Source organism: Massilia solisilvae (assembly GCF_024753215.1).
GTDB classification, from domain to species: domain Bacteria; phylum Pseudomonadota; class Gammaproteobacteria; order Burkholderiales; family Burkholderiaceae_D; genus Telluria; species Telluria solisilvae.
The window spans coordinates 991,435-1,014,747 of record NZ_JANUGV010000001.1 but is presented as its reverse complement, the minus strand read 5'-3'; the positions used below and the strand labels follow the sequence as shown (position 1 = coordinate 1,014,747).

Sequence of the window (23,313 nt, the reverse complement as noted above, 5' to 3'; positions counted from 1 at the left end):
CCGTCGTCCCCGCGCAGGCGGGGACCCATGCTGAGCGTGTCTTCACGCGGTCTATGGGTCCCCGCCTGCGCGGGGACGACGTGCCGGGGTCAACACCTGCCGGAGACCGTGCCGTTCCTCTTCAGATCACCTGCAGCACGATCTTGCCCACGTGCGTGCTGGACTCCATCAGCGCATGCGCCTGCGCCGCCTCGGCCAGCGGGAAGGTCTTGTAGATCACCGGCTTGATTTTCCCTGCCTCGATCAGGGGCCAGACCCGCTCGCGCAGGCGCCGGGCGATCTGTGCCTTGAATGCGACAGGACGCGGGCGCAGGGTCGAGCCGCTGATCGACAAGCGGCGGCGCAGCACCTGCCCCAGGTCCACCTGCGCCTTGGCCCCGCCCAGCAAGGCGATCAGCGCAATGCGGCCGTCGTCGGCCAGGCAGTCGATCTCGCGCGCCACGTAGGGCCCGGCCACCATGTCCAGCACCACGTCCACGCCGCGCCCTCCCGTGAGCTCCTTGGCCACGGCCACGAAATCCTCGGTCTTGTAGTTGATGCCGCGTTCGGCCCCAAGCGCCTCGCAGGCGCGGCACTTTTCATCGGTGCCGGCGGTGGCGAACACGCGGTGGCCCAGCGCGGTGGCGACCTGGATCGCGGTCACGCCAATGCCGGAGGTACCGCCCTGCACCAGCAGCGTTTCGCCTTCGGCCAGCGCGGAGCGGTCGAACACGTTGCTCCAGACCGTGAAGAAGGTTTCCGGCAGCGAGGCCGCCTGCACCGGCGTCAGGCCCGCCGGCACCGGCAGGCACTGGGCCAGCGGAGCCGCGCAGTATTCGGCGTAGCCGCCGCCCTGCACCAGCGCGCACACCATGTCGCCCTTGTGGAAGGAACTGCCCGCCAGATCGCCATCGACGATTTCGCCCGCCACTTCCAGCCCCGGCAGGTCGGATGCGCCCGGCGGCACCGGGTAGTGGCCCAGGCGCTGCAGCACGTCGGGGCGGTTGATGCCGGCCGCGTGCACCTTGATCAGCACCTCGCCGGCCTTGAGCTCCGGCAGCGGACGCTCGCACAGTTGCAGCACCTCGGGCTTGCCCGGCTGCGTGATTTCGATGGCGCGCATGTGTCCCCCTTGTTACGAAAAACACAATTATACGCCAGGCCGGCCGTTCTTCCCGGTTGCTTGCAAGCGAAAGAACGTGCTGAATTCGTGCTCCCACGCAAATAAATTCTTCGGCGAACTGGAATCTTGGGGAACTTTCGACCAAGCGCAAGAAATCGCGTGGTCGCGTCTTGCCCGCGCTGTCGAGCCTGCCTAGATTGGTCACGCGAGCCATGCGGCTTGCACGCGATCGTCCCGCCAACCCACGCGAAGGAGCCACACACCATGCGGCACCCCGCCCTTTTCCACGCGTTGTTGCTGACCGGCGCCATGTTGGCCGCCCTCGCCGTGCCTTCGGCGGCGCGCGCGCAGGCCTGGCAGCTGGAGCACTGGACCGCCACCTGGGGCGCGAGCCCGGCCGGTCCGCCCCAGCCGGCCAACACGCTCACGTTCACCGACCAGACGCTGCGGCTGGTCGTGCACACCAGCATCGGCGGCAACCGGGTGCGCATCCGCCTGTCGAACGAAATGGGCGGCACGCTACTACGCATCGGCCAGGCCGACATTGCGGTGCGGGCCTTGGGCGCGAGCATCGTGCCCGGCACCGACCGTCCGCTCACCTTCAGCGGCACGTCGTCGATCACCATCGCGCCGGGTGCGGCTGTACTATCCGATCCGGTGGAGCTGAACGTGGCGCCGCTGTCGGACCTGGCCGTCAGCATCTACCTGCCCGGGTCGGTCCAGGCCACGACGACGCACAACACCAGCCAAAGCAGCTACGTGTCGCAGCAAGGGAACTATGTCGGCGCCTACACCCTGCCGGTCGCGCTGACGATCGCGTCGTGGCCGTTCCTGACCGCGGTGGACGTGGACAGCGCGGGCGCGGCCATCGTCACGCTGGGCGACTCGGTCACGGACGGCGCGCGCACCACGCTCGACACCAACAGCCGCTGGCCCGACTGGCTGGCCCGGCGCCTGCAAACGGTGCGCGACCCTGTCCTTGGGATCAACGGGCGCCTTTCCGTGGTCAACCGCGGCATCAGCGGTAATCGCTTGCTGGCCAACGCGCCGCAAGGGTCCCTCGCCGGCCGCAGCGCGCTCGAACGTTTCGACCGCGACGTGCTGGCCACGGCCGGCGTGCGCTACATGACGGTGCTCATCGGCATCCAGGACCTCGGCGCCAGCCCGGAGAACGCCCCGGTCAGCCAATACGACCTGATCGCCGGCTACCGGCAGCTGATCGCCCGCGCCCACGCAAAGGGGATCGCGGTCTACGGGGCGACGCTCACGCCGTTCGAGGGCTCGGCGCTGTATTCGCCGGCGCGCGAACAGGTGCGCCAGCAGATCAACACGTGGATCCGCGCGAGCGACGAATTTGACGGTGTGATCGACTTCGACCAGGCCATGCGCGACCCGGTGCATGGCGCCCGCCTGCTGCCTGCATACGACAGCGGCGACCACCTGAACCCGAACGACCTGGGGAACCAGGCAATGGCCAATGCGGTGCCGTTGACACTGTTCCGGTCGATTGGTGTCCAGGCACGTACGGGCAGCACAACCGGAAAATAAGACACCCGTGAATGCAGCTTCCAGACGAAGGATCGATGCGGCACAAGTTTTGAAGTCGAGATCGTCGTCCCGGCGAACGCCGGGATGACGTTGGCCTGTGCAGGAACCAGGGATGGAAGTGCCCCCCCTTGATGCAAGCGCGGCCCCAAAAAAAACGCCAGCATCGCTGGCGCTGGTTTTGTTGGCGGTTCGCTCAATTGCCCCCGGTGCGCGACTGCGTCGGCAGCGGCGTGCCCGGCTTCCAGCTGCGCGACAGGGCCTGCGCCTCCTCCACCTGCTCCTGGCTCATCACCCTTGCCACCGAGGCGCGCTGGTTGGCCGAATTGGCGTGGCCATTGGCCGCGGCCAGGTTCCACAGCATGTAGGCGATCACCACGTCCTGCGGCATGCCGGCCACGTGGTAGCGGTACATCAGCGCCAGCGCGTACAGCGCTTCCGGGTGGCCCTGCTCGGCTGCCTTGCGGAACCAGTACACCGCCTGCTTCTGGTCCTGCGGCACCGCGTTGCCCTTGTAGTACATGGCGCCGATCACGTACTGCGCATCGGCCTTGCCCTGCACTGCCGCCTTCTGGTGCCAGGCGAACGCCTGCTTGTAGTCCTGCGGCACACCGCGCCCCATGTAATACATCAAGCCCAGCAGGTGCTGGGCGTCGGCGTTGCCGGCCTTGGCCAGTGGCGTGATCTCCTTGAGCGCCAGCGCGTAGTTGTTCGCGTTGTACGCGTTTGCCCCTTCCGTGAAGCCCGCGTGCGCCGTGGCATGCAGGCCTAGTGCGAATGTGATCGCAACGAATAGTTTTTTCATGTCTCGTTCTGGATACGGGTTCCTGCCCTCGCCTTCGCGGCGTCCTTGATCGTCCTACTTCCAGCTGACCTTGCCGAGGCCGTCGATCGACACCTTGTGGTTCAGCGGCTTGCCGTACACCGTGACCGACCCCATGCCCGACAGCGACAGGTTGGCGTTCTGGCGCGCGGTGATCGATGCGTTGCCCAGGCCAGACACGTCGATGGTCACGTTGTCGGCGGCGAACTGCTGGGCATTCAGGCCACCCAGCCCGCCCAGGTCGGCCTTGAGCCACTTGCTGCGCCCGAGCAGGGTGATGCCGCCGGCGCCGCGCAGGTTCAGTTCGACCCCGTCGGCATTCAGGCCGGAGATCGTCATGCTGCCCAGGCCGCCAAGGTTGGCCGTCAGCCGCTTGACGTTGCAGCTCACGTTCATCGAGCCGGCGCCGTCCAGGGTCAGGTCCAGCTCGTCGCCGGAAAAGCCGCTCACGATGGTCGTGCCCAGGCTTTCGGACCAGACTTCGCGCAGCTGCGGCAGGGTCAGTTCGACGCGCAGGCCGGCCATCTCGCGCGAGATGAAGCGCTCGGACAGCTTGTTGCTGCGCACCTCGGTGTCGATGCTGAGCGTGTCGCCGTTTTGCACGGTGCTGGTGCGCTCGAGCCAGCGCGGGTCGCCGCGCACGGTGAGCGTGGCCGGCGAGCCCTGGCGGATGTGCAGGTCAACCAGCCCGTCGGTCTTGACCCGCACCACGCGCGCGTCGATCGGGCGGTTCTCGCTGGCCACGTCCGGCGGCGCCGCGAACACGGCTCCGGCAAAGGTACACAAGGTGGCCAGCACCAGGCCGAACTTGAAAAACTTGTTCACACGATTCTCCGTCATGCAATTGTCCGTCGGGCAGGTCCAGGACCGGCGCCGGCTTCACTACCAGTTACCGAAAAAGCTTACCAGATGATCATTCCTTCGGTGCAATTTCGATGCTGGGCCGATGATCGCACTATAAATTGCGGCCCCGTCCCGGATCGGCAGAATGCGACAGGCTGCAAAAATGCGGGGCTGGGCGACCGAATCGCGGGACTGGACCAGCCCGGCCGCGAAAAAAGATTACTTCCTGACATGCCTGTGCGTTAAGATCGCTGCCGGGTGGACGCAGCGCCGCCCGAACCACAACCAACGTCCACTTTGCAAGGGAATTCCATGCGCAAGCGCCTTCTCCCTGTCCTGCTGGCTGGCCTGACTGTTCCGATGTTCGCGTTCGCGGCGTCGGCCGACCAGTGGACCCTGCCGGTCCAGACCAAGAAACTCGACAACGGCCTGACGGTCGTGGTCTCCGAAGACCACAGCTCGCCGACGGTCGGCATCTCGGTGGTGTACCACGTCGGCATGCGCCTCGAGCCGAGGAACCGCACCGGCTTTGCCCACTTGTTCGAGCACCTGATGTTCCAGGGCACCCCGAACGCACCCAAGGGCGTGTTCGACAAGACCATCACCGGTGGCGGCGGCCGCAACAACGGCTCGACCCGCCCCGACTTCACCAACTACATCGAGACGGCGCCCGTCTCGGCCATCGAGCCGCTGCTGTGGCTGGAGGCCGACCGCATGAAGACGCTCGACTTCAACGCGGCGACGCTGAAGAACCAGCAGGACGTGGTCAAGGAAGAGATTCGCGTCAACGTCAAGAACCAGCCGTACGGCGGCTTCTACTGGCTCGACATCTCGCAGCAGGCGTTCCAGAAGTGGGAGAACAACCACGACGGCTACGGCAGCTTCGAAGACCTGGAAGGCGCCACGCTGGACGACGTGCGCGGCTTTCACCGCGATTACTACGGCCCGAACAATGCCGTGCTGGCGATCGCGGGCGACGTGACCCCGGCCCAGGGCTTCGCGCTGGCGCAGAAGTACTTCGGCGCGATCGCCAAGCGCCCTACCCCGGCCGCCGGCGACTTCAGCGAGCCGCTGGGGACGAAGGAAAAGCGCGTCGAGCAAAGCGATCCGCTGGCCCAGGTGCCGGCCATCGCGGCGGCGTGGAAGGTGCCGGCGCGCGGCAGCCGCGACCAGGCCGCCGTGGCGGTGCTGGCCGAGCTGCTGGCCGGCAGCGACGCCTCGCTGTTCTACCAGGGGCTGGTGAAGGGGCGCGAGATCGCGCTCAACGTCAACACCCTGTTCGGCCTGACCGGCCCGTGGGAATATGACGGTCCCACCCTGATGACCGTGTTCGCGCTCTACAAGCCCGGCAGCAGCGCCGACGCGATGCTGACCGCCATGGACGAGGAAATCGCCAAGGTCGCCAGCAACGGCGTGGACGACGCCACGCTCAAGCGCGTGAAGACCAGCATGCTCGCGGACTGGAACAACAAGATGGAAAGCTTCATCAACCGCGCCGACACGCTGGCCAAGCTGCAGACGCTGTGGGGCGACGCCAACGTGGCCAACAAGATCCCCGGATGGATCGAAGGCGTGACGTCGGACGACATCAAGCGCGCCGCCGCCACCTACCTCGTGCCGGCCAACCGTACCGTCATTGACCGCAAGCCCGCGCCGAAAGCGGCGCCGGCAGGCGACAAGAAATGAGGAGCACATCGATGAAAAAACTCATGCTGACACTGGCGGTCTCGATGCTGTTCGCGCCCGGCGCGTACGCCGACGCCCCGGCCGCCAAGCCAACCGACATGCCGGCCTACGCCAAGGACAAGCCGCTGCCGGTGCCGCACATCGGCAAGAAGAAGCTGGCCAACGGCCTGACCGTGTGGGTCGTGCCGCGTGAAGGACTGCCACGCGTGGACTTCGTGCTGGCCGTACGCGGCGCCGGTTACGCCGCCGACGACAAGGACCATCCGGGCTTCGCCAACCTGATGGCGGGCCTGCTCAACGAAGGCTCGGCCAAGCGCGACTCGCGCGCGATCGCCGAGGCCGCGCAAGGCATGGGCGGCTCGGTCGCCGCCAGCGCCGCGGCCGATGGCATCGTGGTCTCTGCCAATGCCCTGGCCTCTCACGCCGGCGAGATGGCCGCGCTGCTGGCCGAGGTGGCGCGCGTGCCGGCGTTCCCGGCCAAAGAGGTACAACTGGCCAAGGCCAACGCGCTTCAGGCGCTGCGGGTGGCAGAGACCCAGCCGCGTTTCCGGGCTGACCGCGCGCTCAGCGTGGCGATCTACGGCGAGCATCCGTACGGGCACACCGAGCCGACCGTGGAATCGATCAGCACCACCACCGAGCAAATGCTGCGCGCCGAGCACGCCAGGCGCTTCCGTCCGGACCGCGCGCTGCTCGTGATCACCGGCCGCATCAAGGAAACCGATGCGCTGAAACTGGCGCAGCAGGCGTTCGGCGACTGGAAGGCGCAAGGCAAGGCACTGCCGGATACGCCAGCGGCGCCGAGCGCGGCCAAGCCGGCGCGCGTCCTGCTCGAGCGCCCCGGCAGCGTGCAATCGACGCTGCGCCTGGGCAGCCCCGGCATTGCGGCCACGGCTGCAGACCAGGTGCCGCTGCGCCTGGCCAGCACGGTGCTCGGCGGCGGCTTCTCGAGCCGGGTCAACATCAACCTGCGCGAGGAAAAGGGCTACACCTACGGCGCCTCGGCCGGGGCGCGCCTGAACCGCGACGGCGGCAGCATCGTGGGCGGGGCGGACGTGCGCAACGCGGTCACGGGCGCGGCGATCACCGAGTACATGAACGAGTTCAAGCGCATCGGCGCCGAACTGGTGCCGCCGGCGGAGCTGGACATGCACAAGCGCTACGTGGCCGGCAGCTACCTGATCAGCAACCAGATGCAGCGCTCGGTCGCGGGCACGCTGGCCGCCAACTGGCTGGTGGGCCTGCCGGCCGAGTTCCTGGGCCAGTACGTGCCGCTGATCCAGAAGGTCACGCCGGAGCAGGTGCGCGACGTGTCGAGGAAGTACTTCGCGCCCGAGAAGCAGTCGATCGTGGTCGTGGGCGACAAGGGCGCGGTGGCCGATCAGCTCAAGGCGTTCGGGGAGTTCACCGTCAGCGACAAATAATCGCGCTCCGAGTAGGGTGGGCAGGTTTCCTGCCCACGCGTTCAGCTACCGTCGGACGCGTGGGCAGAATCTGCCCACCCTACGTCACTTCCCGCGCAGCGCCGCCTCCAGGTCGTCCAGCTCGGCCGGCTTGACCAGGTGCGCGTCGAAGCCGGCGTCGAGCGCCTTCTTGCGGTCCTCCGGCGAGCCGTAGCCGGTATGTGCCACCAGCCGGATCGCTGCCAGCTCCGGCTCGCGCTTGATCATGCGCGCCAGCTCGTAGCCATCCACGCCCGGCAGGCCAATGTCGAGCACAATGACATCCGGCTTGTGGGCGCGCGCCAGCGCCACGATGTTGTGCGCGTCCTGGGTCGTGATCGCCTCGTGCCCCATTTCGCCGAGCAAAAAGCCCATCATCTCCATCGCGTCCGCATTGTCGTCCACCAGCAGCACGCGCAGCCCGCCCGCGCGGCCCGGCGCCTTGGCCTGTTCGCACCGCGCCTCGGCCGGCCCGCTTTCGACGCGCAGCACCGGCAGTTCGACGGTGAAGGTGCTGCCCAGGCCGATGCCGGGACTGGACGCGGTCAGCCGCCCGCCGTGCATCTCGAGCAGGCGCGACACCAGCGACAGCCCGATCCCCAGCCCTTCCGGCGCGCGGTCGGGCGGCACCGCCGCCTGCGTGAACATGCCGAAGATGCGCGGCAGGCTGTCCTCGGCAATGCCGATGCCGTTGTCCTGCACCGAGATGCGCACGGTGCCGCTGTCGGTCAGCTTGGCGACCACGCCCAGCCGCCCGCCCTTGGGCGTGAACTTGGCCGCGTTGTGCAGCAGGTTGCCCATCGATTGCGCCAGCCGTACCGGGTCGCCGCTCACCCAGATCTGCTCGTGCGGCAAATGCACCTCGAGCCGGTGTTCGCGCGCCGTGATCAGGGGGCCGGCGGTCTCGATCGCCTGCCCGATCACCGCGCCAAGGTTGACCTCTTCGCGGCGCAGCGCGATTTTGCCTTCGGAGATCCGGGCCACGTCGAGCAGGTCGTCCACCAGGTGTGCCAGGTGGTCCACCTGGCGCGTGATCACCTCCTTGGCGCGCGCCTGGCGCTCGCTGGCGCCGTCCCCGGTCGTGCCCAGCAGCGCGGCGGCATTGCGGATCGGCGAGAGCGGGTTGCGCAGCTCGTGCGCCAGCGTGGCCAGGAATTCGTTCTTGTTGCTGTCGGCGGCGCGCAGCAGCGCCTCCATCTCCTTGCGGTGCGAGATGTCGCTGGTAATGCGCGCGACGCGGTACACCTCGTCCTTGGCGTTGCGCACCGGGCGCAGGCGGTCGCGGACCCAGCGCACCGTGCCGTCCGGCAGCAGCAGGCGGTACTCCTCGTCGTACGACGGCTCGGTCGCCAATGCGGCCCAGCGCGCCGCCAGCTGCGCGCGGTCGTCCGGATGCACGCCTTCGAGCCAATCGTCGTGGCGCTGCGCCAGCAGGGCGCGGCTGCGTCCCCACAGCGCCTCGTAAGCCGGGCTCACGTAGTCGGGCGTGGCGTCGGGCACCGAGAACATCCAGAACACGTCCTCGATGGTGTCGGTCAGCTGGCGAAAGCGCTCCTCGCTGTCGCGCAGCTCGTCCTGGGTCTGGCGCATGCGCAGAAGCGCGTTGACGTTGGCGATCAGCTCGTCCGCCTCGATCGGCGCGGCCAGGTAATTGTCGGCGCCGCCTTCCAGGCCGCGGATCTTGTCGTCGCGGCCGGTCAGCGCGGCCGAGGTCTGCAGCACCAGCACGCACGCGGTGGCCGGGTCGGCCTTGATGCGGCGGCAGACCTCGAGGCCGTTGATGTCGGGGAGCTTCACGTCCAGCAGCACCAGCGCCGGCTCGTCGCGCGCCACGATGGCCAGCGCATCGGTCCCGTTGGCGGCCTCCACCACCCGGAATCCGGCACTCTGCAGGATGCGCGTCTTGGCGTAGCGCGCGCCGTCGTTGTCGTCAACGTTCAGGATCAGGGTCGGTTTGGCAGTCATGATTCGATTCCATCGGTGCTGGTGGCGGCGTGCGGAAAGTGCCGCGGCAGGATGAGGGTGAAGGTCGATCCCTGTCCCGGCGTGCTTTCGACCTCGACACGCCCGCCCAGCAGTTCGGCGAGCTTGCGGCACAAGGGCAGGCCCAGGCCGGTGCCCTTGCTCTTGCGCTGCAGCGGGTGCTCGATCTGGCTGAACTCCTCGAAGATCAACTGCAGGTTTTCCTGGCTGATGCCGATGCCGGTGTCGGCCACGGCAAAAGCGATGTCGTCGGTGTCCGCGAGCAGGCGCGCGCGCACGGTGACCGCGCCGTGCTCGGTGAACTTGAGCGCGTTGGAGATGAAATTGCGCAGGATTTGCGAGATCTTGCTCTCGTCCGAATCGAACGGCTCCATGATACCCCCGGTGTCGAACACCAGCTCCACGTTGGCGCCATCGACCAGCGGGCGCAACATGCCCTTGAGCGCGCGGAACATGTTTTCCACCACCACCGGGGCCAACTGCACTTCGACCTTGCCGGCCTCGATCTTGGCCAGGTCGAGCAGGTCGTTGACCAGCTCGGACAGGTCTTCCGCCGCATTCGAGATGAACTGCACCTGGCGTTCCTGCTCCACGGTCAGCTCGCCATCCATGCGGTCGAGCAGAAGCTTGGCCAGCGCGCGGATCGACGACAACGGCGTCCTGAGCTCGTGGCTGGTGTTGGACAGGAAGCGCGACTTCATTTCGTCGGCGCGGCGCAGCCGCTCGGCCTTGTCCTCGATCTCGGCGTACAGCGCAAGGATGCCGCGGTTGGTGTCCTCGAGCTCGCGCGTGAGCGACAGCAGGTCTTCCTGGCGTTCGCGCAGCTCGGCCAGCGTGGCCAGCAGTTCCTGGTTCTGCACCTGCACTTCGAGGTAGGTGTTGGCCACCGGGCTGGCGGCCAGCTGGCGCGTGAGCTCGGCCAGCTGCTGCGCGCCGATGGGCGGCTGCGCCGGCAACTGCTTGCGCATGGTGACGCATTTCACCCCGCCTTCCTGCTCCGCGACTTCGCAGGCGTCCATCAGGCGGTGCGCGGTGATGATGGCCAGTTCCGGCGCCGCGGCCATGCCGTCCCCGCTTGCCGCCGGCGCGCGCGTGCCGCTGGCGTTCGGACACACCTCCACCTCCAGGTGCTGGCGTACCCCGTCGGTGCGCAGAGCGAAGTTGGCGCGCCCGCTGGCACGCTGCAGGCAGGCGCGCGCCACCTCCGACACCGCGGTGGCAATGCGCACCTGGTCCTGCTGCGAGAACCCGAGCAGGCTCGAGACCTGGCGCGCGCGCTGGCGCACCAGCACCACGTCCTGCTCGTTCTCCAGCCCCACCACAAGAATGCGTTGCGGTTTCATGGCTTCTCCCGCCGGCGCACCGCCAGCACCATGGCGTCGTCGCGGCGCCGGATGAAGTCGCGCATCAGCACTGCCGCCACCAGCGCCGGGTGGCGCGCCACAAGGCCCGGGTAGGCGCCCAGGTCCCACTGGGTCTGCACGCCGTCCGAATGCATGATGCACAGCGCGCCCGGCCCGAAGGGCACCGAAAACTCCTGCACCTTGCGCATGTTGTGGCCGACGATGCCGTTGTGCGAGACCAGCGCGCGGCGGCCCTTGCCGTCATAGACGCAGGCGCTGATGTTGCCGATGCCGGCAAAGCGCAGTTGGTCGTGCGCGCAGTCGATGTGGGCCAGCGCCAGGGCCGCGCCGCGCGTGATGCGCAACGCCTCGTTGGCGCGCGCCATCAGCTCGGCCGGCTCAAGGTCGCGGTTGCGCTCGAGCGCGCCGATTGCGGCCTTGGCGGCTGCCGCCGCTTCCGGCCCGTGGCCCAGGCCGTCGGCCGCCAGCAGGGTCGCGCCGCGCTCGTGGCAGCCGACGGCCCAGCCGTCGCCGCACTCGTCCTCGCCGGCCATCGGCAGCGCCAGCGCGCCCACCACCACCGGCCGCGCCGCCGGCGCCGTGGCGTCGCGCCATAGTCGCATGAAAAACGCGGAGCCCTTGCCTGGTGTGGAATGCACGTCGAACTCATCCGACAGTCGGTTCAGCGCGCCCAGGCCGGTGCCGGCGGTGCCGGCGGTGGACACGCCATCGACCAGGCTGCTCGCAACATCGGCGATGCCCGGTCCTTCGTCCACGGCCACCACGTCCAATCCTGGTCCCGCGCCCGACTGCGCCGGGCCAATGTACAGGATGCCGTGCCCGGCGTGCTTGAGGATGTTGGTGGCCGCCTCGCTGATGATGATGGCGAGCCGGCCGGCGCGCGTTTCGTCAAAGCCGAGCGCGTCGGCCAGCTTCTGCCCGATGCGGCGCGCGGCCGAAGCGTCGCTGGCGTGGCTGATGGCCACGGCCTGCTGGTGCGACAAGGAGCTGATCAGCGCTTCCATTTCACGACCGACACCGCGGTGCCTTCTCCCTGTCTGCTGTCGATCTCGAACTCGTCAACCAGGCGGCGCGAGCCGCCCAGGCCCAGGCCCAGGCCGCCGCCGGTGGTGTAGCCGTCGCGCAGCGCCTGCGCGGTGTCCGCGATGCCCGGGCCGCCATCGACGAAGATCAGGCCAATCCCCTGGCGCATGCCGTCCGACAGGCCGTCCAGGTGCACCTCGCCACCGCCGCCATACTTGAGCGTGTTGCGCGCCAGCTCGCTTGCCGCGGTGACCAGCTTGGTCTGGTCCACCAGCGACAGCGCGATGGCGACGGCACGCTCGCGCACCTGCTTGCGCAGGCCGACCACGTCCTCGTCGGTCCAGAGCGGCAAGGTGGTGCGGCCGGTACGCAGCGCACGGTTGCGATCGAGCAGGACGCTCTCGAACAACGCCGCGTTATGTTGGTCGCTCATCAGAAGGCGTTCTTTCCTAACAGGGCCATGCCCTTCTCGACGTTCAGCGCGGTCTTCACGCCCTGCAGCGTGAGCCCGAGCTCCACCAGCGTGATCGCCACCGCCGGCTGCATGCCGACCACCACCGTCCGGGCGTCGAGCACGCGCGCCATGGCGGCGGTATTGCTGATCATGCGGCCGATGAACGAATCGACCAGGTCGAGGGCCGAAATGTCGATCAGCACGCCCTTGGCGTTGTCGCGCACGATGCGCTCGGCCAGGTCGTCCTGCAGGGTCATCGCCAGGCGGTCATGCATGTCGACCTGGATCGTCACCAGCAGCAGGTCGCCCATGCGCAGGATGGGAATGCGTTCCATATGCCCCTTCTCAGCCCTTGGCGGCCGGCACCAAGGCGGTGCCGGTGCGCTCGAGCGCGACCAGGAAGGCGTCGGCCAGCGTGGCCTTGGTGATCACGTCCTCCAGGTTCACGCCCAGGTGCACGATGGTCTGCGCGATCTGCGGGCGGATGCCGCTGATGATGCAGTCGGCGCCCATCAGGCGGGCGGCGGCGATGGTCTTCATCAGGTGCTGCGCCACCAGCGTATCGACGGTGGGCACGCCGGTGATGTCGATGATCGCAATGGCCGCGCCGGTATCCACGATCTTCTGCAGGATGTTCTCCATCACGACCTGGGTGCGGGCCGAGTCGAGCGTGCCGATCAGCGGCAGCGCCAGGATGCCCTGCCACAGCTTGACCACCGGCGTGGACAGCTCGAGCAGCTCCTGCTGCTGGCGCACGATGATCTGGTCGCGCGTCTTCTGGAACACCTCGATGGTGTACAGGCCCAGCTTGTCCAGCAGGCTGCTGATGGTCCACGATGCTGTGGCCAGCCCCTCCGAGTCGCCCGTAAAGCCGTCGCGCAGGCGCGAGAACAGCGGCTGCTTGAGCGAGAACACGAAGGTCGCCGTGTCGCTCGGCGTCGAGCCGCCCTTGGCGCGGCTGGACGAGATGTCGGCCAGCAGGTCGCGCACGTCGTCCCACGAGCGGTGCTCGATGTTGTCGAGCATGCCACCGCGGGTGGCTTTCGTGAATGCGGCAAGGAATTGCTGGCAATGGGCGCGCAGCTGCTCGCGCGAGACCGCATTGGCGCGGCCAGTCAATGCCTCGAGCTGGCCGATCCATTCACTACCGATGTCTGCCTGGTGGTCCTGGATCAACTGGCTGATGCGGGCGGCGTAGTCCTGCGTGGTCATCAATCGGTTCCTTCTCTTTGTTTTGGATGGGAAGTTGGCGCAAGCAGCGTGTGACGCGGAGTCGCAAAACACTGCTGGCAATTTGTAAAAGCGGCCAACTATACCACCCATTTCTATGAAGCCACGACACAATTGAGCATTTCATATGTGTATTTTTAGAAACACTTTGATTGTCAAATTGCAAATGTACGTAGGACTGTTCCTACAGACAGACAAGCCGCCGAAATGTTACAGACGGTCGGCCATTCATCCTGCCCACGCGTTCAGGCTGCGCGGGCGTGGCCTGGACGCGGCAGCAACCAGGACAAAACGACTATCCCCGGCGCCGCCTCCTGGTCCGCACGCACTACCGCATGCCCCGAAAAACAGGAGGCCCTGCCGCCCCTGAACAGGACATGGCTCCGATTCGCGGGACCGGCCGCATCACTAGACTGAAGCCATCGATCAACCGCCGTCACCCACCGGGAACGATCATGGATGAAGTCCGCGCCTTCTTCGAATTGCTGGCGATGCTGGTCACCGACCCGCGCACCGGCGTGCTGCTGGCCCTGCTGACGGCGGCCGCCGTCAGCGACTACCGCAGCTACCGCATCCCCAATTTCCTGACCTTCGGCGGCATGGCGTTTGCGCTGGTCTACAACCTGCTGGTGCCGGCCTGGCACGCCCAGTGGACCTGGGGACCGGCCGGCATGCTGCTTGGCCTGGTCGCGATGCTGCCGATGTACGCGATCGGCGTGATGGGCGCGGCCGACGTGAAGCTGATGGCGATGGCCGGCGCCTTCCTCGGCATGGAGGGCACGCTATACGCCGTTTTGTTCTCGGTTGTCGCCGGTGGCCTTGGCGCCATCGCGGTGTCGCTGCTGCATGGCGCGCTGGGGCGACTGCTGGCCAACACCGGCACGGTGGTGCGCGGGATGGTGTGGTCGGCGGTTGCGCGCGGCAATCCAAGCGTCTCGGCGGGCGCCGCGCCTTCGGTCGGCAAACTCCCCTACGGCGTCGCGATCGCGGTGGGCACGGCAAGCTATCTCGTGGCCCGTCAGTTCGGGCTCGTCTAAACCTTAGCGAGGCAGCACCATGAAAAACCTGAAGGCACTCGGGCTGATCGTCGCCGCGCTCATCCTCGGGCTGGCCGCCGCGGCCTACGCAACCGGATGGGTCTCGCGCCAGCCTGGCGTGGCGTCCAGCAAGGTGGTCGTGGCGGCGGTGGACATCGAGCCCGGCACCAAGATCAATCAAGAGATGCTGTCCACCCTCGACTGGCCAGCGAGCGCCATGCCTCCCGGCGCATTCACCGACATCAAGGAGCTGCAGGACCGCGTGCCGCGGTTCGGCGTAGTGCGCGGCGAGCCGCTCCTGGAACGCAAGCTGGCGCCGCAGGGCACGCTCGGCGGCCTGTCGGCGGTGATCGCGGAAGGCAAGCGCGCGATCACGGTGCGCGTCAACGAAGTGGTTGGGGTGGCGGGCTTTGCCCTGCCTGGCAATTACGTGGACGTGATGGTCAACGCCCAGCAGGACCAGGGCAGCGGCGCCCAGCCCAAGCCGATCAGCAAGACGGTGCTCGAGCGCGTGCTGGTGCTGGCCGTGGCACAGGAGGCGGCGCGCGACGACACCAAGCCGAAGGTGGTGAGCGCGGTCACGCTGGAAGTGTCGCTGGAAGACGCCGAGAAGCTCGACCTGGCGCGCAGCGTAGGCACCCTGTCGCTGGTGCTGCGCAACCAGGTGGACAAACAGCCGGTGACCACCAGCGGCGTGACCAAGAACGAACTGTTCGGCGATAAGCAGGCAGCCGCCGCCCCGGTGGCGGCAGCGCGCCCGCACCGCGTGTCGGCCCCGGCAGCCGCGCCGGCGCCAAAGCGCGCGTGCGTGGAAGTGACCCAGCACGGCGCATCGACCCTCAGCTGCTTCTGAAAGCGCGACGGAGGAACCAACCATGAACACGCAACTGCGCATCACCGCATTGGCCATCGCCACCGCGCTGGCGGCGCCGGCCTGGGGCGCGGCCGACACCGGGACCAGGACCTGCAGGTCGGTGCTGGTGGAGCCGCCCACCCAGGTCATGCTGGGCAAGGCTTCGGTGGTCCCGCTGGCCGCGCCGGTGTCGCGGATCGTGGCCAGCGGCCTGCTGGCGGGTGCACCGGCCAGGCCGGCGGCATCCGCAGCGGCGGCCGTGCCGGCGCCGGCCGCCGCGCCTGGCGCCGCATCCGACCCGTCCGGCGTGGCCGAGATCGACGTGCTGCTGCTCAGCCCCTCCGACCTTTTCCTGCGCGGGAAAAAAGCCGGCGCCAGCAACATCATCCTGCAGGACGCGAACGGCGCCTGCTACCTGCGCGACGTGGTGGTGTCGATCGACCCGGCCGCGCTGCAGGCCAAACTGGCCGAGCTCATGCCCGAGGAAACCGGCATCACGGTGCGCAGCGCCGAGAATGCAATCGTCCTGACCGGCAAGGTCACCGACCTGGCCAGGCTGGACGAAGCGGTGCGCGTGGCCACGGCCTACGGCGATGGCAAGCGCGTGGTCAACCTGCTGACCGTGACGGCGCCCCAGCAGGTCATGCTGGAGGTGAAGATCGCGGAAGTCAGCAAGACGCTGCTCGACAAGTTCGGCATCGATTTTGCGCGCATGGTCACCTCGGCCGACGGGCTCACCTCGCAGGTCCTGACCGGCATCTTCGGCGGCGGCCCCGCCGTATTCGGCAAGTTTGGCCAGAACATCCGCGGCAGCGTGATCGAAGGCGCGGCCGATGCGATCGTCGGCGGCAGCCGCGCCGGCGCCAAGGCCAGCCTGTCCACCCGCGGCGCCAACGCAACCCTGTTCGGCGTCGATGCCCAGAAAAAGGACGGCCTGGTGCGCGTGCTCGCCGAGCCGAACATCATGGCCATCAGCGGCCAGTCGGCCAGCTTCCTGTCGGGCGGGAAGATCTTCATCCCGGTCTCGCAATCGCAGAACGGCGCCGCGCCCACCATCACCCTCGAGGAGAAGGAGTTCGGGGTGGGCCTGAAGTTCTCCCCCACGGTGCTCGACCGCAGCCGGGTCAACCTCAAGCTGGTGTCCGAAGTGTCGGAACTGTCGCAGACCGGTTCGCCCTTTACCACGGTCGGCGGCGTGACCTCGGTGCTGCCCTCGGTGACCACGCGCCGCATCGATACGACGGTGCAGCTGAGCGACGGCCAGAGCTTTGCGGTGGCGGGGCTGATCCGCAACAACGTCACCGAAACCATCAGCCGCTTCCCGGGCCTGGGCGACCTGCCGATCCTGGGCGCGCTGTTCCGCTCGACCGAATTCCAGAAGGACCAGACGGAGCTCATCTTCATCATCACGCCGCGCCTGGTCAAGCCGGCCGAAGGGTTGGTGGCGCCGACCGACAACCACGTCGAGCCGAGCCGCTCCGACGTCGTCCTGCGGGGCAAGGCCGAGGGCCTGGGCGCCGACCCCGCACCGGGCAAATAAGGAGAACACCATGTACCGGATCACTTGCCTGACCCTGTTTGCCCTGCTGGCCGGCTGCGCCGCCACGCCGCACTACGACGCGCGCTTCGGCGACGCGGTGCGCAAGGCGCGCGTGGCGATGACGATCGACCCGAACGCATCAAGCAACCGCGACCCGGCGGCGGGCATCGACGGCCAGTCCGGGCGCGAAGCGGTCACGCGCTACCACGACAGCTTCAAGACCCCGCCGCCGGTCGTCAACGTGATCAACGTGAGCGGCGCGGGCAGCAGTTCGAAATGAGCGGCAGCCAGCGGGCGGCCGCGCAGCAATCCGGAGACCCCGGCAACCGCCGAGGCCTGGAGCAGTAACCCTCCCCACAAGGGCGGGAGCTTTGTAACTCAACCAACCGAAAGGAACCATCATGAAAACCCTCCTGAAAGCAGCCGGCCAATCGATCAAATCGTTCGTGCGCGACGACGAAGGCGCCCAGGTCATCGAATACGCGCTGATCATCGCCGTGGTGTCGATCATCCTGGTGGTGGCGCTGCGCGACCTGACCGGCACCAGCTTCTCGGGCTTCATCACCCGGGTCGCCACCTGCCTGACCTCCTCGGCTTCGTGCGCCTGACCGGGCGGCCGGCGGGCCGCCTGTGTGGCCCGCCATCCAACCGACCTGCTCGTCCATGTTCGCGCATCTCCTCCCCCTCCAGGCAATCCGCGCCGGCGCCCGCAAGCGCCAGGCCGGCGCGGTCATCCTGATGGTGTGCTTCATGCTGTTCTTCCTGCTCGGCTTCGTGGCCATCGCGTTCGACTTCGGACGCCTGTTCATCGTCAAGACCGAACTGCAGACGGCCATGGACGCGTGCGCACTGGCCGCCGCGCAGGAGCTCGACGGCCAATCCACCGCGCTCACGCGGGCGCGCAACGCGGGCATCACCGCCGCCAACCTGAACCGCGTGAACCTGCAATCGGCCAACTGGGACGGCAAGGGCCAGGTGGTCGGCACCGACATCACGTTCAAGGACGGCGCCTACGCGCCGACCACGGCGCCCGCCAGCGCGCGCTACGCGCAGTGCCAGCACACCCAGCAAGGCGTGCGCATGTGGCTGCTGCACGCGATGGGGGCGTTCACCGGCAACGCCGCCGCCAATCCGACCAGCCGCGCCGTGCTGGCCAGCGCGGTAGCCACCCGCGCCAGCGCGCAGAGCACCTGCCCGATTCCGGTGGCGCTCAAGGCCAGGCCCGGCGGCAGCCGCGCAAACAATTTTGGCTTCCAGATCGGCGAGTGGGTCACCGTCTTCGACAAGGGCGGCGCCTCGGCCGGCGAAATGGGCTGGTACAACCTGGACGGCAGCAAGAGCGCGAGCGAGACCGCCGCCGAACTGTCCGAGGGCGGCCACTGCGGCACCCGCATCGGCGACACGCTCGGCACGCCCGGCGCCCAGACCAGTGTGGACCGACCGTGGAACTACCGCTTCGGCGTGTACAAGAACACCGACTCGCCCAGCGTGAACCACCCCGACCAGACCGGCTACTCGTACACCAGCTTCAACTGGAAGAACGCGGTGCCGCAGAACGCCTTCAACGGTACGCCCGCCGCGGGGTCGGACGCGACCGCCGCGAACTACGTGACCAAGCGCGCCGCCTACGCCTCGTTCGACGACACCGGCACCAACCTGAAGGACGGCGCCAAGATCGTGTGGGGCGATATGAACAAACTAAACAGTTTCCAGAAACTGGCCACGCCTGGCCCCTCCGGCCAGCACCGGCAGTACGGCTACGACCGCCGCCTCGTGGTGGTCCCGGTGATCAACGACGCGGCCCAGGTCACCGATTTCGTGTGCATGTTCATGCTGCACCCGCTGACCGGTCCGAATGACCCGGCGCAGCTCGAATACCGGGGACTGGCCGGCATCCCGAACTCGCCGTGCGCGCCCAGCGGCCTGCCCGGCGGGACAGCCGGCCCGCTGGTGCCGGTGCTCGTGAGGTGACGCCATGAGCAAGCGACAATCCGGCGTTGCGCTCGTCGAGTTCGCATTCATCCTGCCGCTGCTGCTGGTGCTGTCGCTGCTGGCGGCCGAACTGGGGCGCGCTGTGTACCGCTACAACACAACCGCCAAGGCGGTGCGCGACGCGGCGCGCTACCTGTCCGTGCAAACGCCCGGCACCCACGTCACCGAAGCGCGCAACCTGATCGTGTACGGGAACCTGGCCGGAACCGGCATGCCGCTTGACACCGCGCTCGGCGCGGGCAACGTACCCGCCCCCACCTGGCAGACGGCCGGCAGCGACCCGCTGATCAACACGGTCACGGTGCGCGTGTCCGGCTACCAGTTCAGGCCAATGATCGCCAACATGTTCGGCGCCAGGTACGCGACCATCACCTTCAGCGACATCACCGCCACCATGCGGAGCCCGCTATGAACCGCAACGAGCGTGGCGCCACGATCATCGAACTGGCCTTCGTGCTGGTGGTGTTCTTCATGTTCCTGCTCGGGGTGCTCGATTTTGCCCGCATGCTTTTCACCTGGAACGCTGCCACCGAGGCGGCGCGCGTGGGGGCACGCTACGCCGTGGTCTGCGCCGACAGCACCAGCCAGCCGCTGTTGCTGGACAAGATGCAGCGGCTGGTGCCGGAGATCGGCAGCGTCAACCTGGCGTGGGAACCGGCGGGCTGCGACGCCACCAGCTGCGAAGGGGTGACGGTGACCATCACGGGCCTGAACTTTCGCTGGATCTCGCCGGTGACCGGGCTGGTGATCCCGGTGCGCTCGCTGCCGCCATTCAGCACCCACCTGCCGCGCGAGATGATGCGCCAGGACCCCAACAACGCGCTCATCTGCCAATAAAACAGGAAGGAGAACGTCATGAAGATCGCCGCCATTTCACCCAACAAGGTGCGGCTGAACGAAATCGGCAAGCTGCTGCAGGCCGCCTCGCACGTCGCTGTGCTGACCGAGGGCGGCGCCGGCAAGCTGCGCCAGGTGGCCGAGCAGGACCAGCCCGACCTGATGCTGGTGGACGGCATCGGCTGCTGCGAGGATAGCCTGGCCCCGATCGAGGACCTGACCACGCACCATCCGCAGATCGCGGTGGTGCTGTTGTGCGCGGAGACCTCGCCGGCCTTCCTGCTCAGCGCCATGCGCGCGGGTGTGCGCGAAGTGCTGCCCTCGCCCGCCGGGCAGGCCGAGCTGGAGACAGCCGTCACGCGCATCTGCGGCAAGCTGCGCGGCGCGCCGGGCCGCGGCAACGGCAAGGTGCTCGCCTTCATGCCATGCAAGGGCGGCAGCGGCGCGACCTTCCTTGCCACCAGCCTGGGCTACCAGCTGGCGCAAGCCAGGTCGGTGCTGCTGATCGACCTGAACCTGCAATTCGGCGACGCGCTCTCGTTCGTGCACGACCAGCGGCCGCCATCGACCATGGCCGACGTGGCGCGCGCCATCGACAGGCTGGATGCCTCGTTCCTGGCCGCGTGCACCGTGCGCATTACCCCCAGCCTTTCCATCCTGGCTGCGCCCGAGGACCATGCCCAGGCAGTGGAGATCGGCCCCGAGCATGTGGACGCGGTGCTCGCGCTGGCGGTGCAGCACTACGATTTCATCGTGCTCGACATCGGCCGGCCAGTCACGAACCTGAGCATCAAGGCACTGGACCGCGCGCACCGGATCTATACCGTGATGCAGGCAGGCTTGCCGTCGATCCGCAACGCCAAGAAGCTGCTCGCGATCTTCAAGTCGCTCGACTACGGGCCGGACAAGGTTGAACTGGTGATCAACCGCTTCGAGCGCAAGGGTGCGATCGGCGCGGCCGAGATCGAACGGGCGCTGGGCAAGTTCACCATCCATACCGTGCCCAACTCGTACCGCCACGTCACGGCCGCGGTGGACCATGGCGAAGCCCTGATGACGGACGCACCGTCGGACCCTGTGCTGCGCAGCGTGGCGCAACTGGCCCAGACGATCAGCCCGCGGCAGGAAGCGCCGCGCAGCCTGCTCGAACGGCTGGTGCGGCGCCAGCTGGTGGCCGGCTGACCAATCCCGATGGAGCAAGCCATGTCCTTCCGCGAGAAACTCAATGCCGTCGACAGCAAGAACGACACGCGCGCGTCCGAGGTCGGCACCAGCGACGACTACCAGGCGATCAAGGCGCGCATCCACCTCAAGCTGCTCGACAAATTCGACCTGGCCGCACTCGAAACGCTGCCCGCGGCAACGCTGCGCTCCGAGATTGCGGCGATGGCCGAGCGGATGCTCGACGAGGATACGGCCGCGATCAACGAGCTGGAACGGCGCGCGCTGATCCGCGACATCCAGCACGAGATGCTCGGCTTTGGCCCGCTGGAGCTGTTGATGGCCGATCCCACGGTGTCGGACATCCTGGTCAACCGGTACAACCGCATTTTCGTGGAGCGCAAGGGGCGCCTGGAGCTCTCGCCGGTGCGCTTCACGGACGAGAAGCACCTGCTGCGCATCATCGACAAGATCGTCTCGCTGGTGGGCCGCCGTATCGACGAGTCCAGCCCGATGGTGGACGCGCGCCTGCCCGACGGCTCGCGCGTGAACGCGGTGATCGCGCCGGTAGCGCTGGACGGGCCGATGATGTCGATCCGGCGCTTTGCCCACATTCCGCTGAAGATGGCCAACCTGGTGAACGACCTGCACAGTCTCACTCCGGACATGGCCACCGTGCTCGAAGGCCTGTGCAAGGCCAAGGTCAACATGATCATCGCGGGCGGCACCGGGGCCGGCAAGACCACGCTGCTGAACATCCTGTCCGGCTTCATTCCGCCGGCCGAACGCATCGTCACCATCGAGGACGCGGCCGAGCTGCAGCTGCAGCAGCCGCACGTGGTGCGCATGGAGACGCGGCCTCCCAACATCGAGGGCAAGGGCGAGATCACGCAGCGCGCGCTGGTGCGCAACGCGCTGCGCATGCGCCCGGACCGCATCATCATCGGCGAGGTGCGCGGCGCCGAGGCGGTGGACATGCTGCAGGCGATGAACACCGGCCACGACGGCTCGCTCACCACGATCCACGCCAACAACCCGCGCGATGCGCTGTCTCGGCTGGAGAACATGATCGGCATGGCCAACCTGAACCTGCCGCACAAGGCCGCGCGCCAGCAGATCGCCTCGGCCATCACGGTGGTGATCCAGGGCCTGCGCCTGATCGACGGCCGCCGCAAGATCACCAGCATCCAGGAGATCACCGGCATGGAGGGCGACGTCATCACGATGCAGGAGATCTTCGCCTTCCGCCAGGTCGGCGTTGCCGCGGACGGCACGGTGGAAGGCTACTTCCAGGCGACCGGGGTGCGCCCCAAATTCTGCGAGCGGCTGCGCGCGTTCGGGATCACCCTGCCCGACACCATGTTCGACAGCGCGCGCCGCTACCAGTAGGAGAAGGCCATGCCCAGCAACGCCAACGCCATCGCCCACGTGCCGCCGCTGCTGTCGGTGCTCGTCTTCATTGCGGTGATCCTGCTGCTCGAAGGGCTGTATCTGATGTGGAAGACCTACCGCGGGCCGCACGCGAAAAAGATCCAGCAGCGCCTGTCCACCCTGGCCGACGCAGCGGACAGCCGCGCCACGCAGCAGCTGGTGCGCGATCGCATGCTGAGCGAGCTGCCGCCGTTCCAGCGCTTCCTGCTGCGGCTGCCCAGCGCGCACCAGCTCGACCGCGTCCTGCTGCAGGCCAACCTCAACTGGACCGTGGCCAACCTCGTACTCGGCTGCGCCGCATGCGCCGCCATCGCCTACCTCGTGGTCACGGCCTTGCTGCACCAGCCGTTCATGGCCGGCGCCATGGTCGCCGCCGGTGCTGCCATCCTGCCGCTGGCGTATGTGAGGCACCGGCGCGCGCGGCGCCTGGCCAAGCTGGAACAGCAGCTGCCTGATGCGCTCGACCTGCTCGGCCGCGCGCTGCGCGCCGGCCACGCCTTCGGCACCGGCCTGCAGATGATCGGCGACGAAATGGCCGAACCGATTGCCGGCGAATTTCGCATGGTGCACGACGAGGTCAACTTCGGTGTGTCGCTCGACCAGGCGCTGTCCAATCTGTCGCTGCGGGTGCCGATCACGGACCTGCGCTACTTCGTGGTGGCCGTGCTGATCCAGCGCGAATCCGGCGGCAACCTGACCGAGGTGCTGTCCAACCTGAGCCGCCTGATCCGCCAGCGCCTGAAGCTCCTGTGGCACGTGCGCGTGCTGTCGGCGGAAGGACGCATGTCGGCCTGGCTGCTGTCGCTGCTGCCGTTCGCCATCGGCGGCTTCCTGAACCTGTTCAACCCGGAGTTCATGGCGCCGCTGTGGACCGACCCGCTGGGGCAAAGCATCGTGCGCGCCATGCTGCTGTCGATGGCCTTCGGCGTGCTGGTGCTTCGCAAAATCATCCACATCCGCGTGTGAA

At 67.8% G+C, this 23,313-nt stretch carries 23 protein-coding genes; 14 read left to right on the top strand and 9 right to left on the bottom strand.

Going from position 1 to position 23,313, the window contains the following annotated elements:
* Positions 1 to 121: 121 nt before the first annotated feature.
* Positions 122 to 1,102 (bottom strand): NAD(P)H-quinone oxidoreductase, encoded by a 981-nt coding sequence (locus tag NX773_RS04545; protein ID WP_258855162.1) that lies wholly within the window; start codon positions 1,100 to 1,102, stop codon positions 122 to 124.
* 264 nt (positions 1,103 to 1,366) lie between these two features.
* On the opposite strand from NX773_RS04545, the gene NX773_RS04540 reads away from it, so the two are divergent.
* Complete coding sequence (locus NX773_RS04540) at positions 1,367 to 2,650, top strand: SGNH/GDSL hydrolase family protein (RefSeq protein WP_258855161.1); 1,284 nt, start codon at positions 1,367 to 1,369, stop codon at positions 2,648 to 2,650.
* 193 nt (positions 2,651 to 2,843) lie between these two features.
* Here NX773_RS04540 and NX773_RS04535 read toward each other — a convergent pair whose 3' ends face one another.
* Complete coding sequence (locus NX773_RS04535) at positions 2,844 to 3,452, bottom strand: tetratricopeptide repeat protein (protein ID WP_258855160.1); 609 nt, start codon at positions 3,450 to 3,452, stop codon at positions 2,844 to 2,846.
* 54 nt (positions 3,453 to 3,506) lie between these two features.
* Positions 3,507 to 4,295 carry a GIN domain-containing protein gene (locus tag NX773_RS04530; protein ID WP_258855159.1) on the bottom strand — a complete coding sequence of 263 codons (789 nt, stop codon included), beginning with the start codon at positions 4,293 to 4,295 and terminating at the stop codon, positions 3,507 to 3,509.
* Positions 4,296 to 4,625: 330 nt separating this feature from the next.
* Here NX773_RS04530 and NX773_RS04525 point away from each other — a divergent pair, with 330 nt between their 5' ends.
* The gene (locus tag NX773_RS04525; protein ID WP_258855158.1) at positions 4,626 to 5,999 is read left to right on the top strand and encodes a M16 family metallopeptidase; all 1,374 of its coding nucleotides are present in this window, start codon (positions 4,626 to 4,628) and stop codon (positions 5,997 to 5,999) included.
* Positions 6,000 to 6,010: 11 nt separating this feature from the next.
* Positions 6,011 to 7,423 carry a M16 family metallopeptidase gene (locus tag NX773_RS04520; RefSeq protein WP_258855157.1) on the top strand — a complete coding sequence of 471 codons (1,413 nt, stop codon included), beginning with the start codon at positions 6,011 to 6,013 and terminating at the stop codon, positions 7,421 to 7,423.
* Positions 7,424 to 7,507: 84 nt separating this feature from the next.
* On the opposite strand, the gene NX773_RS04515 is transcribed toward NX773_RS04520, so the two are convergent.
* From NX773_RS04515 to NX773_RS04490, 6 genes are read right to left on the bottom strand one after another with little or no spacing between them, the layout of a single operon-like run.
* On the bottom strand, positions 7,508 to 9,406 hold the full coding sequence (locus NX773_RS04515) for a hybrid sensor histidine kinase/response regulator (protein ID WP_258855156.1): 1,899 nt from the start codon (positions 9,404 to 9,406) through the stop codon (positions 7,508 to 7,510).
* Positions 9,403 to 10,767 carry an ATP-binding protein gene (locus NX773_RS04510; protein ID WP_258855155.1) on the bottom strand — a complete coding sequence of 455 codons (1,365 nt, stop codon included), beginning with the start codon at positions 10,765 to 10,767 and terminating at the stop codon, positions 9,403 to 9,405. Before NX773_RS04510 ends, NX773_RS04515 begins: the two co-directional genes overlap by 4 nt.
* Positions 10,764 to 11,792, bottom strand: a complete 1,029-nt coding sequence (locus NX773_RS04505) for an ATP-binding SpoIIE family protein phosphatase (protein WP_258855154.1) — start codon at positions 11,790 to 11,792, stop codon at positions 10,764 to 10,766. The genes NX773_RS04510 and NX773_RS04505 overlap by 4 nt, the downstream gene beginning before the upstream one ends.
* Positions 11,780 to 12,244, bottom strand: a complete 465-nt coding sequence (locus tag NX773_RS04500; RefSeq protein WP_258855153.1) for an anti-sigma regulatory factor — start codon at positions 12,242 to 12,244, stop codon at positions 11,780 to 11,782. The genes NX773_RS04505 and NX773_RS04500 overlap by 13 nt, the downstream gene beginning before the upstream one ends.
* Entirely contained in the window at positions 12,244 to 12,600 is a 357-nt protein-coding gene (locus NX773_RS04495) for an STAS domain-containing protein (RefSeq protein ID WP_258855152.1), read from the bottom strand. The genes NX773_RS04500 and NX773_RS04495 overlap by 1 nt, the downstream gene beginning before the upstream one ends.
* A 10-nt stretch (positions 12,601 to 12,610) precedes the next feature.
* On the bottom strand, positions 12,611 to 13,477 hold the full coding sequence (locus tag NX773_RS04490; protein WP_258855151.1) for an STAS domain-containing protein: 867 nt from the start codon (positions 13,475 to 13,477) through the stop codon (positions 12,611 to 12,613).
* A gap of 473 nt (positions 13,478 to 13,950) precedes the next feature.
* Here NX773_RS04490 and NX773_RS04485 point away from each other — a divergent pair, with 473 nt between their 5' ends.
* The 11 genes from NX773_RS04485 (at position 13,951) to NX773_RS04435 (ending at position 23,312) form a co-directional block, all read left to right on the top strand.
* Complete coding sequence (locus tag NX773_RS04485) at positions 13,951 to 14,532, top strand: A24 family peptidase (protein ID WP_258855150.1); 582 nt, start codon at positions 13,951 to 13,953, stop codon at positions 14,530 to 14,532.
* Between the two features lie 19 nt (positions 14,533 to 14,551).
* On the top strand, positions 14,552 to 15,385 hold the full coding sequence (gene cpaB, locus NX773_RS04480) for a Flp pilus assembly protein CpaB (RefSeq protein WP_258855149.1): 834 nt from the start codon (positions 14,552 to 14,554) through the stop codon (positions 15,383 to 15,385).
* A 22-nt stretch (positions 15,386 to 15,407) separates the two neighbouring features.
* Positions 15,408 to 16,925 carry a type II and III secretion system protein family protein gene (locus NX773_RS04475; protein ID WP_258855148.1) on the top strand — a complete coding sequence of 506 codons (1,518 nt, stop codon included), beginning with the start codon at positions 15,408 to 15,410 and terminating at the stop codon, positions 16,923 to 16,925.
* Positions 16,926 to 16,935: 10 nt separating this feature from the next.
* Positions 16,936 to 17,205 (top strand): hypothetical protein, encoded by a 270-nt coding sequence (locus tag NX773_RS04470; RefSeq protein ID WP_258855147.1) that lies wholly within the window; start codon positions 16,936 to 16,938, stop codon positions 17,203 to 17,205.
* 121 nt (positions 17,206 to 17,326) lie between these two features.
* Complete coding sequence (locus NX773_RS04465; RefSeq protein ID WP_258820769.1) at positions 17,327 to 17,533, top strand: Flp family type IVb pilin; 207 nt, start codon at positions 17,327 to 17,329, stop codon at positions 17,531 to 17,533.
* A 55-nt stretch (positions 17,534 to 17,588) separates the two neighbouring features.
* Entirely contained in the window at positions 17,589 to 18,896 is a 1,308-nt protein-coding gene (locus tag NX773_RS04460; protein ID WP_258855146.1) for a pilus assembly protein TadG-related protein, read from the top strand.
* A gap of 4 nt (positions 18,897 to 18,900) precedes the next feature.
* On the top strand, positions 18,901 to 19,329 hold the full coding sequence (locus NX773_RS04455; RefSeq protein ID WP_258855145.1) for a TadE/TadG family type IV pilus assembly protein: 429 nt from the start codon (positions 18,901 to 18,903) through the stop codon (positions 19,327 to 19,329).
* Positions 19,326 to 19,754, top strand: a complete 429-nt coding sequence (locus tag NX773_RS04450; RefSeq protein ID WP_258855144.1) for a TadE/TadG family type IV pilus assembly protein — start codon at positions 19,326 to 19,328, stop codon at positions 19,752 to 19,754. The genes NX773_RS04455 and NX773_RS04450 overlap by 4 nt, the downstream gene beginning before the upstream one ends.
* Positions 19,755 to 19,772: 18 nt before the next feature.
* A complete protein-coding gene (locus NX773_RS04445; RefSeq protein ID WP_258855143.1) occupies positions 19,773 to 20,936 on the top strand; it encodes a CpaE/TadZ family protein in 1,164 nt (387 codons plus the stop codon).
* Between the two features lie 21 nt (positions 20,937 to 20,957).
* Entirely contained in the window at positions 20,958 to 22,304 is a 1,347-nt protein-coding gene (locus tag NX773_RS04440) for a TadA family conjugal transfer-associated ATPase (RefSeq protein ID WP_258855142.1), read from the top strand.
* Between the two features lie 9 nt (positions 22,305 to 22,313).
* Positions 22,314 to 23,312 carry a type II secretion system F family protein gene (locus NX773_RS04435; protein WP_258855141.1) on the top strand — a complete coding sequence of 333 codons (999 nt, stop codon included), beginning with the start codon at positions 22,314 to 22,316 and terminating at the stop codon, positions 23,310 to 23,312.
* Position 23,313: the final 1 nt, after the last annotated feature.